Genomic DNA, 13,804 nt, shown 5'->3' with positions numbered 1-13,804 from the left:
TCGATAAGCTATCGTTTTGGAAGGTTTCCACAATTAGTAATGCTCAGCTAGTTCCAGGCTCAAATCTTCCACCAAACTTTCCAGAAAACCCACAGAAACGTGCTCCATCACTATGATTTTATACCAGGATGGTTTGCTGTGGCTATCAGGCACCAGATAATACTTCTTTTCTATTTTTGGGTTAACATGTTTGGCCGGAATGGTCACAATATTTGATTTCTTTTCTCTGAAGAAATTGATCTTACTTTCTTTTAATTTTTGGCATAGCCAGTCGGTTCGTTTTTTGAGAATGTATACTTTTTCGCTCCAACCGTGAGGCCCGTGTGCCGTCAAAATCATCCAGACAGCCACGGAATTCGCTCCTGAGCGGCTTCCTACCAAAGTATAATCTTCTCCTTTGACATACGAGGCATCCTGATTCAGGGTGTATTTCATAAATCCTTTTCTGATCAGGAAAATGCCCGTACCATAGGGAGCCTGTACCATTTTGTGGGCATCTACGGTAATGCTGTTAATCAGCGGATTGGAGAAATCCAGTTTAGTGTCCACATTAATAAACGGATAGTAAAAACCGCCATAGGCACTATCCACATGGATTTTGAAGTCTAAACCTGAGCTTTGCAAAGCCGTAGCAATGACATCAATATCATCTACACTACCGAACATCGTGGTCATCATATTGGCCACGAAAACCACACCTTTCATTCCTTTATCTTTGAAACTTTTGATCTTGGCTGAAATATCCTCTAAAGCCATTTTTCGAGTCTCGGGATCCACCTTAACCTTATATTGGTTAAGGCAAAGCAGATTACAACCTTTTGAAATACTGTAGTGTGTGTCTTCTGAGCAGACCACCGCTATTTCATCGTTGCTCAAACCCTGAGCCTTAAAATATTCCCGGTAAATCCATAGAGCCTGAATATTTGATTCTGTACCCCCGGTAGCCACGTAACCATCATAATTTCCGTGTTCAGCTTTGAAAATGTCACAGGCAATGATATCAAGCAGTTCACGCTCCAGCTGCTGTGTACCTTCAAATGTTGCTTCTGATGTTGCGACAGTATGACAACCGATATGATTTGGGTTATTAACGAGTGTTTGTAAAAAGGGTGCGTTGGCCAGAATTGGGCTGTTTCCCGGGAATATCTTGCTGTCAAGATATGAGCATGGCATACCCAAAATAGGCTCTTTATAAAAACTTCGGTTTTGATCAAGGGCAGATTTAACCCGATCCAGGATTTCCTGATGTGATTTTTTCTTCCACAGCTTCATGTTTGTTGTACTTGTTGATGATCAGCAATTTAATCAAATTTAGTTGTCACAACAACTATCTTACGAAAGAAAACAATGCAGCACAACTAATTATTAAGTTTTATAACTATTATTTTAGTTTTAAGAAATTTATTTCTACATTCATCTTCATAAAAGAAAAACACGATGGCTGAAATACAAACTCCTCAAAATGGCAAAAAGAAGGCAGCAAAGCCCGACATGACGCCTTTGGTTGATCTTGGGTTTTTACTGATCACCTTCTTCATTTACACCACAACATTTAACCAACCGAGCGTGCTGGATTTCGCGACCCCAAAGAGTAGCGAAGGAACGGCGGCAGTCAATAATCAAAATACATTGACCTTAATTTTAGGCGGAGATAATAAGGTTTATTGGTACCAAAAGGCACTCAAAGAAGTTACGTCGGAAGATTTAGTAGAAACCGATTATTCAAGTGCTGGCATCAGGCAGGTAATTTTAGAAAAGAAGAAATTGGCTAAAAATCCAGACAACCGGACGATTATTATAAAACCTACCGAAGACGCCACCTGGGAAAACGCCGTTGACGTATTGGATGAAACCATCATTACCGGTTCAAAACGTAAGGCCATTACTGAGCTTACACCGAGGGAGCTTGAGGCTTACCAGGGAAAGATGATCTACTAGGTTTCTTCTTTTTCTTTCGCATCGGCAGGGGTTTCTCTACTAAATCCACACTTTTATTAAGCAGCCTTCTGATAACCACACTAGCCGAGACACCGCCAAAAGCAGCTGGCATATAAGAAATAGTACCATAGGCCGACTTCTTATAATTAGATCCATCAGTCATCAAGAGCGATTCTTTATCCATCTCCTCGGTTGAAAACACGGCAAGTATTTTTCCCGGTTTAACACCTAACCTCTGAATTCTTTTCCTTACATAACGTGCCAGTTTACAAACATGCGTCTGATAGATTTCAGCAACTTTGATTTGAGTAGGGTCCATTTTACCACCCGCCCCCATTGAGCTCACCACATTTACGTCCATTTCAAAAGCCGTGGTGAGTAAAAGTAATTTTGGCGATAGACTGTCGATACAATCCATCACATAATCAAAAGGCTGTTTTAAAATCTCCCGGCAGCGGTCAGGCGTCAGGAACTCCTGAACGGTATGCAGTTTTAAATCAGGATTAATATCCTTTAACCGCTCTGCCATAATTTCTACTTTAGCTTTACCGACGGTAGATTGTAAGGCCGGTAATTGACGATTTATATTTGTTGGGTCCACCTCATCACCGTCGACAATCGTCATTTCCCCAACTCCAGCTCTGCAAATAAACTCAGCAGCAAAAGAGCCGACTCCGCCAAGCCCAACCACCAAAACGTGAGCGTTTTTCAGCCGATCAATGCCTTGCTGGTCAATTAATAACTCTGTTCTTGAAAGCCAGTTCATTTGAGGTTGTCAAAGTTTAATTTGAGTTGAGATACCAACTCTTCAATCGGCATCTCTTTCCATTTGGATGCACTTTTATAAACCTCCACAATAGAGCTTTCGCTGGTATCAGTTTCCAAAAAAAGCCGATCGAGCGGACAAGCCAAAAAAGCTTCTTTCAATTTTTTATTTGGGTTAATCAAGTTAGTACCAAAAGACAAATAAAACCTGGCTTCAGTAAGCTGCAATACTTGCTGAGCATTCCCAGAAAAGCCGTGAATAATAAGTTTCAAATCAGAAGAAAACTTCTTACGAATTTGAAGAATATCAGAGTAACTTTTAACCAAATGCAGAATAACTGCTAGCTTGTGTTTTTGAGCAAGTTCCATTTGAGCCAACAGCACCTCTTTTTGAAAATCAAAAGCCGGTCCATTTACCCGATCAAGCCCGCATTCGCCCAAGGCAAAATATTGCCTATTGGAAACCTCCTTTTTTAGGAAGTCAAATTGCTTCTCAAAAGAAGCTTCATTCATATACCATGGGTGAATACCAATACTTCTGAAAGCCGCTTCCTCCATTGGCGGAACAACTCTCAGATCAGTATCCACATACTGGTTTAACACCGGGAAAGGCACTCCTGCCTCAACCGAATGGCAATGAATATTTACAAAGTCTGAAATCATGACGGGCCTAAAATTATTCGATAGGATTTACATTCCCATTTTTTACTTAGCTTAGAATCCCGAATTCAACCCTAACATCTGAAATGTTAAAGAAAACTCCGATACTTCCGTTTATTCTCACCACCAGTCTTTTTGCCCTTTGGGGATTTGCCAATGACATCACCAATCCGCTGGTGAAGGCCTTCGGTACCATTTTCAATCAAAGCCAGACCGTCAGCACTTTTGTGCAGGTCGCTTTTTATGGAGGATACTGCTTAATGGCCATTCCTGCGGCGATATTCATCAAAAAATATACTTACAAAAAGGGCCTTTTGATCGGCCTTGCTCTCTACGGTTTAGGCTGCCTGGCTTTTATCCCTGCGGCTCAGTTTGGGCTTTTTCAGTCTTTTCTCATCGCCTATTTCATTATGACCTGCGGTTTGAGCTTTTTGGAAACGAGTGCAAACCCATACATTCTGGCCATGGGAGAAGAAGAATCGAGCACTCAAAGACTCAATTTAGCTCAATCTTTTAATCCAATTGGATCTATTACAGGAGCCTACATTGCAACTAATTTCATTTTAGCGAAAATGAACAAACTGGGCACAGCAGAAAGAGCGGCTTTACCAAAGGCTGAATTTGAATCCATCAAAATGGCGGATCTTGAAGTGGTAAAGGGGCCTTATGTAATTATTGGCTTTGTCTTGGTAGTCATGTTTATCCTTTTTCTTATTTATAAGATGCCCGAGTTCAAAGAAAAAGACACCAGTAAGGGCCTGGATCTGAAGGGTACTTTTAAGCGTCTATTTGCCAATGCCCGTTACAGAGAAGGAGTAATAGCTCAAACCTTTTACGTAGGAGCTCAAATCACCATGTGGACCTTCATTGTGCAATACGGCACCGGGGTCTTTATGGAGCAGGGCATCAGTGAAGTAGATGCCGCCGAGAAATCAAGTGGCTTACAGATTTTTGCTCTGATGCTTTTTGCCGGGAGCCGATTTGTCTTTACCTATTTGATGAAGTTTTTCAAACCCGGGCTCTTACTCATGATATTGTCTATTTTGGCAGTCATTCTCTTAATTCCAGTTCTTTCCTCGACCTCTCAAATGGGACTTTACTGTATCATAGGTGTTTCGGGCTGTATGTCTTTGATGTTCCCTACCATTTACGGTATCGCTTTGAAGGGCGTAGGAGATGATGCCAAACTAGGTGCTGCCGGTTTAGTTGCTGCGATAGGCGGTGGAGCTTTGATTCCTCTGATACAAGCGAATATTATTGATAATGCAGCGGTTTCTATTTCGTTTGTTGTACCGCTGATCTGCTTTATAGTGATTGCCATTTATGGTAGAAGAGCCTATAAAACCTTTGCTGTCTAAACCAATAAGAGGAAGTCGCTGTTCGTTACTTACAAAATTCAAAACATGCGAAAATCACTATTAACAATACTTTTTAGTCTTACCCTTCTTGGTGCTTTTGCCCAGCAAACTCCTCAACCGCCTGAAGAAGAAGAAGTTTTTTTTGAACAACCACAGTCAGATTTCAAACAAAGGCTTCATTACGGCGGAAACCTCTGGTTAGGCTTTTTTGGAGCATTTTATCTGGACGCTTCGCCAATGGTAGGCTACGAAATCACTGATATAGGGACCACCGCAGGTCTAGGAGCTTCATTTATTTATCAGGGAGGTTTTAATACTGGTGGCTCATTCATGGCAGGGCCTCGTATTTTTATTCGTCAACCAATTTGGCGTAGCATCTTTGCTCATGCCGAATTTGAACTCATGAATGCTCCTGAAAATCAGTTTTACTCTTATAATCAGGACCGTCAGGGAATAGATATTGGTAGAAAATGGGAAGGATCACCACTTATCGGAGCCGGATTTTACCAAGGCAGAACCCGACAGCAGGGCGGCAGTTTTATATCCGTCATGTATAATATTGGCTACGCCTACAATCGAGGCTTCATCTCGCCCCAGGGGCTCGGTGGAAACAGCTCACCTTTTATCTTAAGGTTTGGTTTCTTTTTCTAAAGAATAATAGTCCGATTACCGTAAATAAAGACTCTGTCGTTAAAGACAAGTTTCAGAGCTTTTGTCAAAACTGTTTTTTCAACATCCTTGCCTTCGCGAGACATGTCCTTTGCTGTAAAACGGTGACTAACTCTTTTCACGTCCTGAGCAATGATTGGTCCATCGTCCAGGTCATTATTGACGAAATGAGCCGTAGCTCCAATAATCTTTACGCCTCGGTCATATGCCTGCCGGTAAGGGTTAGCCCCAATAAATGCAGGTAAAAAGCTGTGATGAATATTGACAATCTTGTTCGGATATTTCTCGACAAAATTTGGAGTCAGAATTCGCATATATTTGGCTAAGACCAAATACTCTGGCTGATAAGGCTCTATGGCCTTAAAAACGGCCTCCTCATGCTCCTCTCTGGTCAAACCCTCATGACTTACCGTATGAAATGGAATCCCGAATTTTGAAACAAATGGCTCCAAAACGTCGTAATTACTCACCACCGCCAAAATATTGGCATCGAGTTCATTGAAATGAAATCGGGTCAGGAGATCAGAAATACAATGATGCTCTTTGGTACACAAAATCACCACATCCTTTTTCTTCTTAGCATTGGTTCTGAACCGGATTCGCTCATCTGGCACTCTGGTTCTTAAGTCCTGAAGAACCTTTTCAGGGTTCAGCTCGTCCGCACTCTCAAACTCCGTACGCATGAAAAACTGTCCGCTGGGGCTCACATATTCATCCTGCCTGATAACATTACATTCATTCTTGTAAAGCACCTTAGTGACATGATAAATAAGCCCTTTGGCATCAGGCCCTTCCATTAAAAGGATATGTTTGGTCATAAACGTGAGACTTTGAACATGCGAATCAAATAGATATGTCTTAGCCAATGCAAATCTAAGACCGATTATTTCCAAAAATGGTCTGAAACAGTAGCACTAACTGTGGATAAAATACGTTAAAGCCACATTGAATTGTCGATATTATTTATCTACTTTTATCAAACCAAGAAAAGGAAGCGGCTTTCTCAAGGCCACTTACCTTGAGATGAATCTAAATGAGCAAAGACTACAACGAAGACTTTGATGACTTCAACGGCACAGCCCTAAATGAGTCTGCCAAGAAGTTTGAAAGCATGATTCAGAATAACGAGTCTCACTACCTTGATGAGATCACCTATGAATCGCTGTCTAATTTTTACATTGATAATAATCGTTGGGATTTGGCTGAAAAAGCTTGCGATTTAGGCTTACAACAATACCCATATTCTCTTGAGTTGCTGCTCAATCAATCTCAACTCTTCGTTAATACACTAGCTTATGACCAGGCTTTGGAAATGCTGGAGAGAGCAGAAACGTTTTACCCGGCAGATCAGGAAGTGAACTACATGAAAGGTGTTGTTTTAAATCTCATCGGCAATTTTGACGATGCCATTGAGGTATTAAACAGAGCACTTTCATTATCTGACGAAAAAGAAGAAGTCTATTTTCAGCTGGCTCAGACCTATCAAAATAAAAACGAATTCAGAAAAGCTGTTGAATACTATAAAGAAGCCATCGCAGCCGGTTATGGCAGTGAGCTTATTTATTATGAATTAGTTTTTTGTTACGATTTTCAGGATAAACTCGAAGAGAGTCTCCCCTACCTCAGAAGCCTGACAGATAAAGATCCTTATTCGCATTTGGCATGGTTTGGTTTAGGAATCGCCTGTAGCAGGCTCAAAAAATATGAAGAGGCTATCAAGGCCTTTGACTTTTCAGTAGTTATTGAGGATGATTTCGCCAGTGGTTGGTTTAACCTTGGTCACTCAAAAATGAACTCTGATGACCATGCAGGAGCAAAAGAAGCTTACCTGAGAACTTTAGAGCTGGAAAATAGTTCGTCAGAAGTTCTGACTTATCTGGCAGCATCCTGCGAGAAATTAGGCGAGCACTCCAATGCTTTAAAGTATTACAAAGAAGCCACCGAGCTGGAACCCACTTGGGAAGAAGCCTGGTACGGCATGGCATCCGTGCTTTTTGAGCAGCAGAAGTATATTGAAGCTACGCACTTTATCAAAAAAGCAACAAGTCTGAACTCCGTTAACAGTGATTACTGGTTATTGCAGGCTGATGTTGAATCAAGATTGGGCAACATGCTGGCGGCTATTGAGGCCTATAATGAAGCCGCTAATCTTGATCCTGAGAATATTGATATCTGGCTCAACTGGTCATTACTTTACTTTGAACATGAGGATTATAACAAAGCCTTCGAGATTATTTATGACGCCATAGAGCAAGTGCCTGACGAGGCCGATCTTCACTACCGGGCTACGGTTTACCTTATTTTTGACGGAAGTTATACGGAAGCCTACAAGTATTTGCAAAACGGCCTTGAGTTAGATTTTGAAGCTCATGAGCAGATCTACGGTTTCTTCCCAAGCCTGAAAACCCAGAAGGCTTTAAACCGAATTATTGAGCAATACCGATAGATTTTCTCAATAGGCTACCCCATTTCTGGTCAGTAGGTCAATGGCCTCTGCCTTTCCCTTTCTAGCCGCTTTCTGATACCACGGAACTGCTTTATCTACCATATTGCGATTGGCGTAGTTAATACCAATGTTATATTCATAATCTCCACTGGCATCAAGTTCCGCTGCTTTTTCCCAGTAAAGAACTGTTTCATCATGACGACCCAGCTCCGACAAACTCACGCCAATATTTTTGTAGGCCGGCATATAGTCGGGATGGTCATTAATCAATGCTTTCAGCAACTCTACCTCTTTATTCAGATCACCATCAGCCCGGAAAGAGTAGGCGTAATTCAGTCGGAAATCCGGGCTTTCTTCATCGTTTTCATTCAATTGAGCATAGAGCTGACGAGCCTCCTCTCCATGACCAGTATTAGCCAAAATTGAAGCATAAGTAGCTTGGAAATCCTGATTTTCAGGCTCGCCGTTTACTGCTTTCTGGGCATAGGGCAAGGCTTCGTCATTTCGGTTTTGTTTACTCAAAGCCAACGCCATCAACCAATCGGTCCGGCTCTTCACGGGCAGGTATTGATAGGCTCGGTTGATATACGGGATCGCCATATCATACTGCCCTTCATCAATATACATTGAGGCAATGGTACGGCATACATCAGCGTTTTTGAAGCCATTATTATCCGCGTGAGTCAGGTATTCTTTTGCAGTCGTAAAATCTTTCTCACCCAAATAATACCAGCCCAGGTTACTCAAAACCATAGCATCTTCAGGGTAAAACTTCTCTGCCGGTTTGAAAAGCGTATAACCGTTTTTCCAATGCGAAACCTGATTAAAAGTGAGAGCAGCACAAATACCCAAAAGACCAAAGCTCACATATTTCAAAGCCACGCCCTTTTCAATTCCTTTTCCCAGATAATTACTCATGAGAAACAAAGGACCAATAGAAGATAGATAATAGTAGCGATCGGCTACAATAGCACTACCAACTGGCAGAATCTGCAAAACCGTAGAAATGGCGATCACGAAAAAGGATACTGCCCACCAAATTTTCTTATTCTTTCTTCCCAGAAAAAAAGTCAACCCAAGGAAAACCAAAAGGCCTATAAGAGCAAGATTATAAATACCCGGAATGTTTCCTCCTACCCTTGGTGGATACGGATAGAAAGGAAGTAAATCAATGGGAACGAGCGTCTTGAACCAATAAAAAAGAAAGGAATAAGCCACAATTCTGACACGCTCGAAACCGGTATACGCTGCCCCGATAACCGCTGAAGCATCTGCTCCGGCATCCTTCTGAGCCGTAGTAGCGATGTAGGCAAAGAAAAGTGTGATGGCGAAAAAAGGAATTTTTTCTTTCCAGATTTTCACTGAAAAAGGCTTCTCCTCTTTTGACAAAAACCACCAGTCTGTAATCACCAAAAGGGCTGGTAAAACTACGGCCATCCCTTTTGAAAGACAGGAAAGAATAAAGAGTATCAGAGCCCATACATAATGCTTGGTCTCTCCCCGTTCTTTGAAATTGACATACATCAAAAGAGAAAGAAGAAGAAATAGAGTGTATAGCACATCTTTTCGTTCTGCCGCCCATGCTACAGACTCTACATGAAGAGGGTGCAACGCAAAAAAGCCTGCTGTGAGCAAAGCAACCCATGAGGATTGATTGAGTCTTTTGATCAAAACAAATACCAGAGTACTGTTTAGGGCATGAAGCCAAAGATTATTGAAATGATATAAATGAGGGCTTTCTCCTGCAAAAAGATACTCAACAGCCAAAGTCAACATGGTGAGCGGATGATAATTACCGACATGGAAATCAGTAAGAAGGGCTTTTAAATCAAACTCCTTCACCGCATCATTGAGCAAAATATAAGGGTCATCATCCCAAACAAGACCATTTTGCCAGATCAAGCCATAAGCTGCAAAAACAGCAATTAAAAGACCTAAACCAACCTGTAATGGTTTTGGGTTGAAAGTGTCCGAAATGGCTACGGGTTTTTCTACAGGATTCTGAGATTTATTTGAGGGTTTGCTGGCCTTCTTTTTTGACATAAATCAGTTTTACAGATGATATTCCAAAATAAAGTAATTTCATGCGAAAAAATGTTGTTTTGGCGAATTGTAACAAATTCGGGACATTTGCATACTGATTTGGCAGAACTATTGTTATATACTAACAGAGAACGTTAAATCACTATAAACTAAATGCTTAAATGCTTAAAAAGCTGCTTTTCTTTTTGCTTGCCTGCTTCTCAATAGCATACGCACAAGAACCTCTTTCTGAGACAGATAAAAGACTTGCCGGAGAAGGCGTTTTCTTGCTGGGGATGAAAGAATTTATGGCAGAAAACTACGATAAAGCAGCCACCCAGTTTAAAAAAGTAATTGACGAGTTCAAGCCAACTGCCGGAGTCTATCATATGCTGGCCAAGGCTTATCTTGAACAAAATGATTTGCCCGCCGCAGCTACTGCCGCTGCTAAATCTCTGGAACTGGAGAAAAACAATGTTTACTATCAAGAGTTTCAAGCCAGTCTTTTTACCGCCTTACAGGATTATGAGGAGTCGATTGAGCTTTACAAAAAGCTTATCAAAAACGACCCTTTGAAAGTAGACAATTATCTGCATCTGGCTGAGATTTATGTTTCTTTGGGTGAATACAAACAGGCTATCCGGCTTTATGATGAGGTTGAGAAAAATCTGGGGACGGATGAGGAAATCTCAAGACGAAAGCAATTGCTTTACCTCAGACAAGATAAGGTGGAAGAGGCTATTCAAGAGGGAGACAAACTCATAGAAACCCAGCCGCTTGAACCTGAGTATGTCCTGAAACAAGCTCAGATTATGATGAGCAATCAGAAATATAATGAGGCGGAAAGCTTGCTCAAAAGTCATCTTGAAAAAGATGGGGATCTGGGAGAAGCTCATGTCATGCTTGCTGAAATTTACCGCTCTAAAGGTGATTTAAAAGCAGCCACTGACGAGCTCATGCTGGCCATAGAAAATCCCCTGCTTGAAGCCGATGTTAAGCTGCAAGTGCTGGGTTCATATATTGAGCTAGTTGAAGAAAATCCAGTAACTGCTCAGCTTGACAAAGCCGTTAACCTTACCGAAGAGATGATTGCCAATGAGCCTGAAGCCTCAGTGGCTTACGTTTATCTGGCCAATCTTCTGGTAAAAAAAGGGGAGCTGGAAAAGGCTCAGGAGAACTACCTGAAATCTACTCAGTTTGATAAATCAATGTACGGCGTCTGGATGGCCCTGATAGAGATTGACACTAAGCTGGGAGACGCCGAGGCCATGGCAAAACATGCTCAGGAAGCCGCCGACTATTTCCCAAACCAGGCCTTTTTCTGGTATCATTTAGGTTATGGAAATGTCCTCCTGGAGAATTACGAGGAAGCCATTTATGCTCTGGAAGAGGCCCAGTTTCTCTCTTTTGACAACAAAGAGCTACTAAAGCACATTTATACACTCTTAGGAGATTCTTACAATCAGACAAAACAGTATACAGAAGCCGAAAAAGCTTATGACGATGCTCTCAAAATAGACCCTGATTACCTGCCTGTTCTCAATAATGCCAGCTACTATCTCGCTCTGAGGGGGAGAAACCTTGACAAGGCTTTGAGCATGTCAAAACACCTTATTGAACTGGAGCCTGATAACCTTGAATATTCAGACACTCATGCCTGGGTATTGTTTCAAAAAGAAGAGTATCAGCAGGCTTACGATGTCTTAAGTGCAGCCCTAGATAAAAGTGATGAACCAAATGGAACAGCTCTTGAGCATTTCGGAGATATCCTATCAAAAATGGGTGATTCAGAAAAGGCCCTAGAGTACTGGTACAAAGCAAAACTCACCGGTGAGCACAGTCCACTTTTAGATAAGAAAGTTGCCGAAAAACAATATTTGGTAGAATAACTCTCGAATGTATCTCAAAAACCTAACCTACGTTCTACTCTGCAGCCTGATGTTTTTTCAGGTTGGATGTAAAAGAAACAAACTTCAGAAATCAATAGCCGAAATCCCGAAATCGGAGATAGACACTGTTGATTCTCTTCAGATCGAAGAAGTTCTCAATTTTGAAATCATCGAATCTGATTTTGACTATCTGAAATTGAAAAGTAAGATCGACCTGCAGTCTGAGGCCATTTCTCAATCATTTCCCGCAAATGTTCATATCCAGAAAGACAGTGTCATCTGGATTTCGGTTTCAGTGGGTATTGAGGCCGCCCGATGTCTCATTACTCAGGACAGCATTCTCTGTTTAGATCGAATAAATCGAACTTATTACAGCTTGAGTATTGAAGATTTGAGCACGCAATTCAATTTTGACTTTGATTTTAAACTGCTTCAGGCTCTTTTGGTAGGTAACTTGCCTTTAGATCGAAAACCAGGTGACAGAATTGAACCCAATTCACTTTACACCAGTCTTTTTCAAAACGCCAATAACATCAGCATTGAAAACCAGATAGACAATGTGACTCATAAGCTAAATACAATTCTCGCTGAAGATGTTCAGGGGAAAAGCAAACTTGGAATTTCTTATGCAGACTTTATTCCTTTGCTTACCGGTCAGCTGGTTCCACATTCAATTTTTACCAAAATTGATGTTCTGAAAGGAGACGAAATTAAGACCACAACCCTTGAATTTAAGCACACCAAATTTGAGTTTACCGATCAGAAGTTACGATTTCCTTATTCTGTACCCAAGAGTTACACCAAAGGCGAGATAGTCTTTTAAATTTGCTATATGAAGAGCAGTCTGCGGCTTTTACTTCTTTTTTGCCTGGTAATGGGTCATTTCATGGCAAATGGCCAAAAAAGCCGTGAGCAATTGGAAGAGGAGAAAAAAGCGAACCAAGCCAGAATAGAACGAGCTCAACGGGTATTGAACCAAACCAGTCGTCAAAAAACAGCTTCTCTCGGAAAGCTAAAGGCCATAAATTCTCAAATCAACAGTCAAGTCAGGCAAATTGATCTTATCTCTCAGGATATTACCCTAATTGAGCAGGAAATAGGTAAACTGGAAGAGGACAAAAAAGCTTTGCAAAGTCAGCTGGACCTCCTCAAGCGGGAATATGCGGAAATGCTTTATATCGCCTCAAAATCAAGCGGTAAAATCAATAAACTTAGCTTTCTGTTTTCGGCAAGGTCATTCAATGATCTCATTATGCGGTATAAATACCTTGAGCAGTATACCGATAACCGCAAAAAACAAGTCGCCAAAATCAATTCAGTTTCTGAATCTCTGGCTGCTCGCCAAAAGGAATTGAATGCCAAAATTGGTTCTCAGCAAAAAGTAATGGCTGAGAAGCAGTCTGAAACCAAAAAACTAAGTAGCCTGAAACAGCAGCAGGCCAAAACCATTTCAGTTCTGGCATCTGAAGAGAAGAAGCTGCGAACCGAGATTGCTAATTCAAAAAGAGCTATCAAGCGACTCGATAACTTAATCAGCTCACTCGTTAGTAAGTCGGTGGCAAAGACCAGCTCGGCGAGTGTTAATGAAGCTGTGGTGAACACAAAACTCTCGGCTTCCTTTCAAAACAACAAAAGGAAGCTCCCGTGGCCAGTGCAAAACGGTTTTATCTCTGACAGGTTTGGAGTAAAGAATCATCCCGTTTTGAAAAACGTAAAAATTGACAATAACGGTGTAGATATTCAAACTTCACCCAATGCCCGAGTCAGTTCAGTTTTTGACGGCATTGTGCTTGATATCTCACAGATTCCCGGCTTAAACAATGTTATTGCAGTGCAACACGGCGAATATTTTACGGTTTATGCAAACCTGAAAAGTGTTAACGTCAAAATCAATCAGGAGGTAATTGCCGGGCAATTAATAGGAATAGCTGCCGAAAAAGATGGCGAATACGAGATCAATTTTCAGGTTTGGCATCAGTTCAGTAAAGAAAACCCGGAAAACTGGCTTGCCAGAAAGTAATTAATTAACCGGGATCAAAAGAATTTCAGGGAAAGAT

The 13,804-nt window shown here is 41.3% G+C and carries 12 protein-coding genes; 7 read left to right on the top strand and 5 right to left on the bottom strand.

Annotated features, from left to right (window positions below; all coding sequences use genetic code 11):
- Positions 1 to 33: 33 nt before the first annotated feature.
- Positions 34 to 1,272 carry a pyridoxal-dependent decarboxylase gene (locus AFM12_RS08500; protein ID WP_055146623.1) on the bottom strand — a complete coding sequence of 413 codons (1,239 nt, stop codon included), beginning with the start codon at positions 1,270 to 1,272 and terminating at the stop codon, positions 34 to 36.
- Between the two features lie 165 nt (positions 1,273 to 1,437).
- Between AFM12_RS08500 and AFM12_RS08495 the strand changes: the two genes are divergently transcribed.
- The gene (locus AFM12_RS08495; RefSeq protein ID WP_055146620.1) at positions 1,438 to 1,938 is read left to right on the top strand and encodes an ExbD/TolR family protein; all 501 of its coding nucleotides are present in this window, start codon (positions 1,438 to 1,440) and stop codon (positions 1,936 to 1,938) included.
- On the opposite strand, the gene AFM12_RS08490 is transcribed toward AFM12_RS08495, so the two are convergent.
- Together AFM12_RS08490 and AFM12_RS08485 are read right to left on the bottom strand one after the other, a co-directional pair.
- Positions 1,892 to 2,704 carry a tRNA threonylcarbamoyladenosine dehydratase gene (locus AFM12_RS08490; protein ID WP_055146617.1) on the bottom strand — a complete coding sequence of 271 codons (813 nt, stop codon included), beginning with the start codon at positions 2,702 to 2,704 and terminating at the stop codon, positions 1,892 to 1,894. The two genes, AFM12_RS08495 and AFM12_RS08490, sit on opposite strands and share 47 nt — an antisense overlap.
- Positions 2,701 to 3,366: a TatD family hydrolase gene (locus AFM12_RS08485; RefSeq protein ID WP_055146614.1), complete on the bottom strand. Its 666-nt coding sequence runs from the start codon at positions 3,364 to 3,366 to the stop codon at positions 2,701 to 2,703. Before AFM12_RS08485 ends, AFM12_RS08490 begins: the two co-directional genes overlap by 4 nt.
- Positions 3,367 to 3,449: 83 nt before the next feature.
- On the opposite strand from AFM12_RS08485, the gene fucP reads away from it, so the two are divergent.
- Both fucP and AFM12_RS08475 read left to right on the top strand, forming a co-directional pair.
- Positions 3,450 to 4,721: an L-fucose:H+ symporter permease gene (gene fucP / locus AFM12_RS08480; protein WP_055146611.1), complete on the top strand. Its 1,272-nt coding sequence runs from the start codon at positions 3,450 to 3,452 to the stop codon at positions 4,719 to 4,721.
- Positions 4,722 to 4,766: 45 nt separating this feature from the next.
- Positions 4,767 to 5,372: a hypothetical protein gene (locus AFM12_RS08475; RefSeq protein WP_055146608.1), complete on the top strand. Its 606-nt coding sequence runs from the start codon at positions 4,767 to 4,769 to the stop codon at positions 5,370 to 5,372.
- Here AFM12_RS08475 and purU read toward each other — a convergent pair.
- Positions 5,369 to 6,208: a formyltetrahydrofolate deformylase gene (gene purU / locus AFM12_RS08470; protein ID WP_082391251.1), complete on the bottom strand. Its 840-nt coding sequence runs from the start codon at positions 6,206 to 6,208 to the stop codon at positions 5,369 to 5,371. The two genes, AFM12_RS08475 and purU, sit on opposite strands and share 4 nt — an antisense overlap.
- Positions 6,209 to 6,423: 215 nt before the next feature.
- Here purU and AFM12_RS08465 point away from each other — a divergent pair, with 215 nt between their 5' ends.
- Positions 6,424 to 7,836: a tetratricopeptide repeat protein gene (locus tag AFM12_RS08465; protein ID WP_055146605.1), complete on the top strand. Its 1,413-nt coding sequence runs from the start codon at positions 6,424 to 6,426 to the stop codon at positions 7,834 to 7,836.
- 6 nt (positions 7,837 to 7,842) lie between these two features.
- On the opposite strand, the gene AFM12_RS08460 is transcribed toward AFM12_RS08465, so the two are convergent.
- On the bottom strand, positions 7,843 to 9,879 hold the full coding sequence (locus AFM12_RS08460) for a tetratricopeptide repeat protein (RefSeq protein ID WP_055146602.1): 2,037 nt from the start codon (positions 9,877 to 9,879) through the stop codon (positions 7,843 to 7,845).
- Positions 9,880 to 10,040: 161 nt separating this feature from the next.
- Here AFM12_RS08460 and AFM12_RS08455 point away from each other — a divergent pair, with 161 nt between their 5' ends.
- The 3 genes from AFM12_RS08455 to AFM12_RS08445 are packed head-to-tail and all read left to right on the top strand — an operon-like array spanning position 10,041 to position 13,767.
- The gene (locus AFM12_RS08455) at positions 10,041 to 11,747 is read left to right on the top strand and encodes a tetratricopeptide repeat protein (protein WP_055146599.1); all 1,707 of its coding nucleotides are present in this window, start codon (positions 10,041 to 10,043) and stop codon (positions 11,745 to 11,747) included.
- A 7-nt stretch (positions 11,748 to 11,754) separates the two neighbouring features.
- Positions 11,755 to 12,570: a lipoprotein insertase outer membrane protein LolB1 gene (gene lolB1, locus AFM12_RS08450; protein ID WP_055146596.1), complete on the top strand. Its 816-nt coding sequence runs from the start codon at positions 11,755 to 11,757 to the stop codon at positions 12,568 to 12,570.
- Between the two features lie 9 nt (positions 12,571 to 12,579).
- The gene (locus AFM12_RS08445; protein ID WP_055146593.1) at positions 12,580 to 13,767 is read left to right on the top strand and encodes a murein hydrolase activator EnvC family protein; all 1,188 of its coding nucleotides are present in this window, start codon (positions 12,580 to 12,582) and stop codon (positions 13,765 to 13,767) included.
- Positions 13,768 to 13,804: the final 37 nt, after the last annotated feature.

The sequence above is a fragment of the Jiulongibacter sediminis genome, from assembly GCF_001306455.1.
Lineage (GTDB): Bacteria > Bacteroidota > Bacteroidia > Cytophagales > Spirosomataceae > Jiulongibacter > Jiulongibacter sediminis.
Note: the sequence above shows the minus strand (reverse complement) of the source record. Positions and strands in the feature narration are given on the sequence as shown.

Coding starts and splice junctions, on each gene's coding strand:
- AFM12_RS08500 (WP_055146623.1), bottom strand. CDS start 1,272: ATGAAGCTGTGGAAGAAAAAATCACATCAGGAAATCCTGGATCGGGTT.
- AFM12_RS08495 (WP_055146620.1), top strand. CDS start 1,438: ATGGCTGAAATACAAACTCCTCAAAATGGCAAAAAGAAGGCAGCAAAG.
- AFM12_RS08490 (WP_055146617.1), bottom strand. CDS start 2,704: ATGAACTGGCTTTCAAGAACAGAGTTATTAATTGACCAGCAAGGCATT.
- AFM12_RS08485 (WP_055146614.1), bottom strand. CDS start 3,366: ATGATTTCAGACTTTGTAAATATTCATTGCCATTCGGTTGAGGCAGGA.
- fucP (WP_055146611.1), top strand. CDS start 3,450: ATGTTAAAGAAAACTCCGATACTTCCGTTTATTCTCACCACCAGTCTT.
- AFM12_RS08475 (WP_055146608.1), top strand. CDS start 4,767: ATGCGAAAATCACTATTAACAATACTTTTTAGTCTTACCCTTCTTGGT.
- purU (WP_082391251.1), bottom strand. CDS start 6,208: ATGACCAAACATATCCTTTTAATGGAAGGGCCTGATGCCAAAGGGCTT.
- AFM12_RS08465 (WP_055146605.1), top strand. CDS start 6,424: ATGAGCAAAGACTACAACGAAGACTTTGATGACTTCAACGGCACAGCC.
- AFM12_RS08460 (WP_055146602.1), bottom strand. CDS start 9,879: ATGTCAAAAAAGAAGGCCAGCAAACCCTCAAATAAATCTCAGAATCCT.
- AFM12_RS08455 (WP_055146599.1), top strand. CDS start 10,041: ATGCTTAAAAAGCTGCTTTTCTTTTTGCTTGCCTGCTTCTCAATAGCA.
- lolB1 (WP_055146596.1), top strand. CDS start 11,755: ATGTATCTCAAAAACCTAACCTACGTTCTACTCTGCAGCCTGATGTTT.
- AFM12_RS08445 (WP_055146593.1), top strand. CDS start 12,580: ATGAAGAGCAGTCTGCGGCTTTTACTTCTTTTTTGCCTGGTAATGGGT.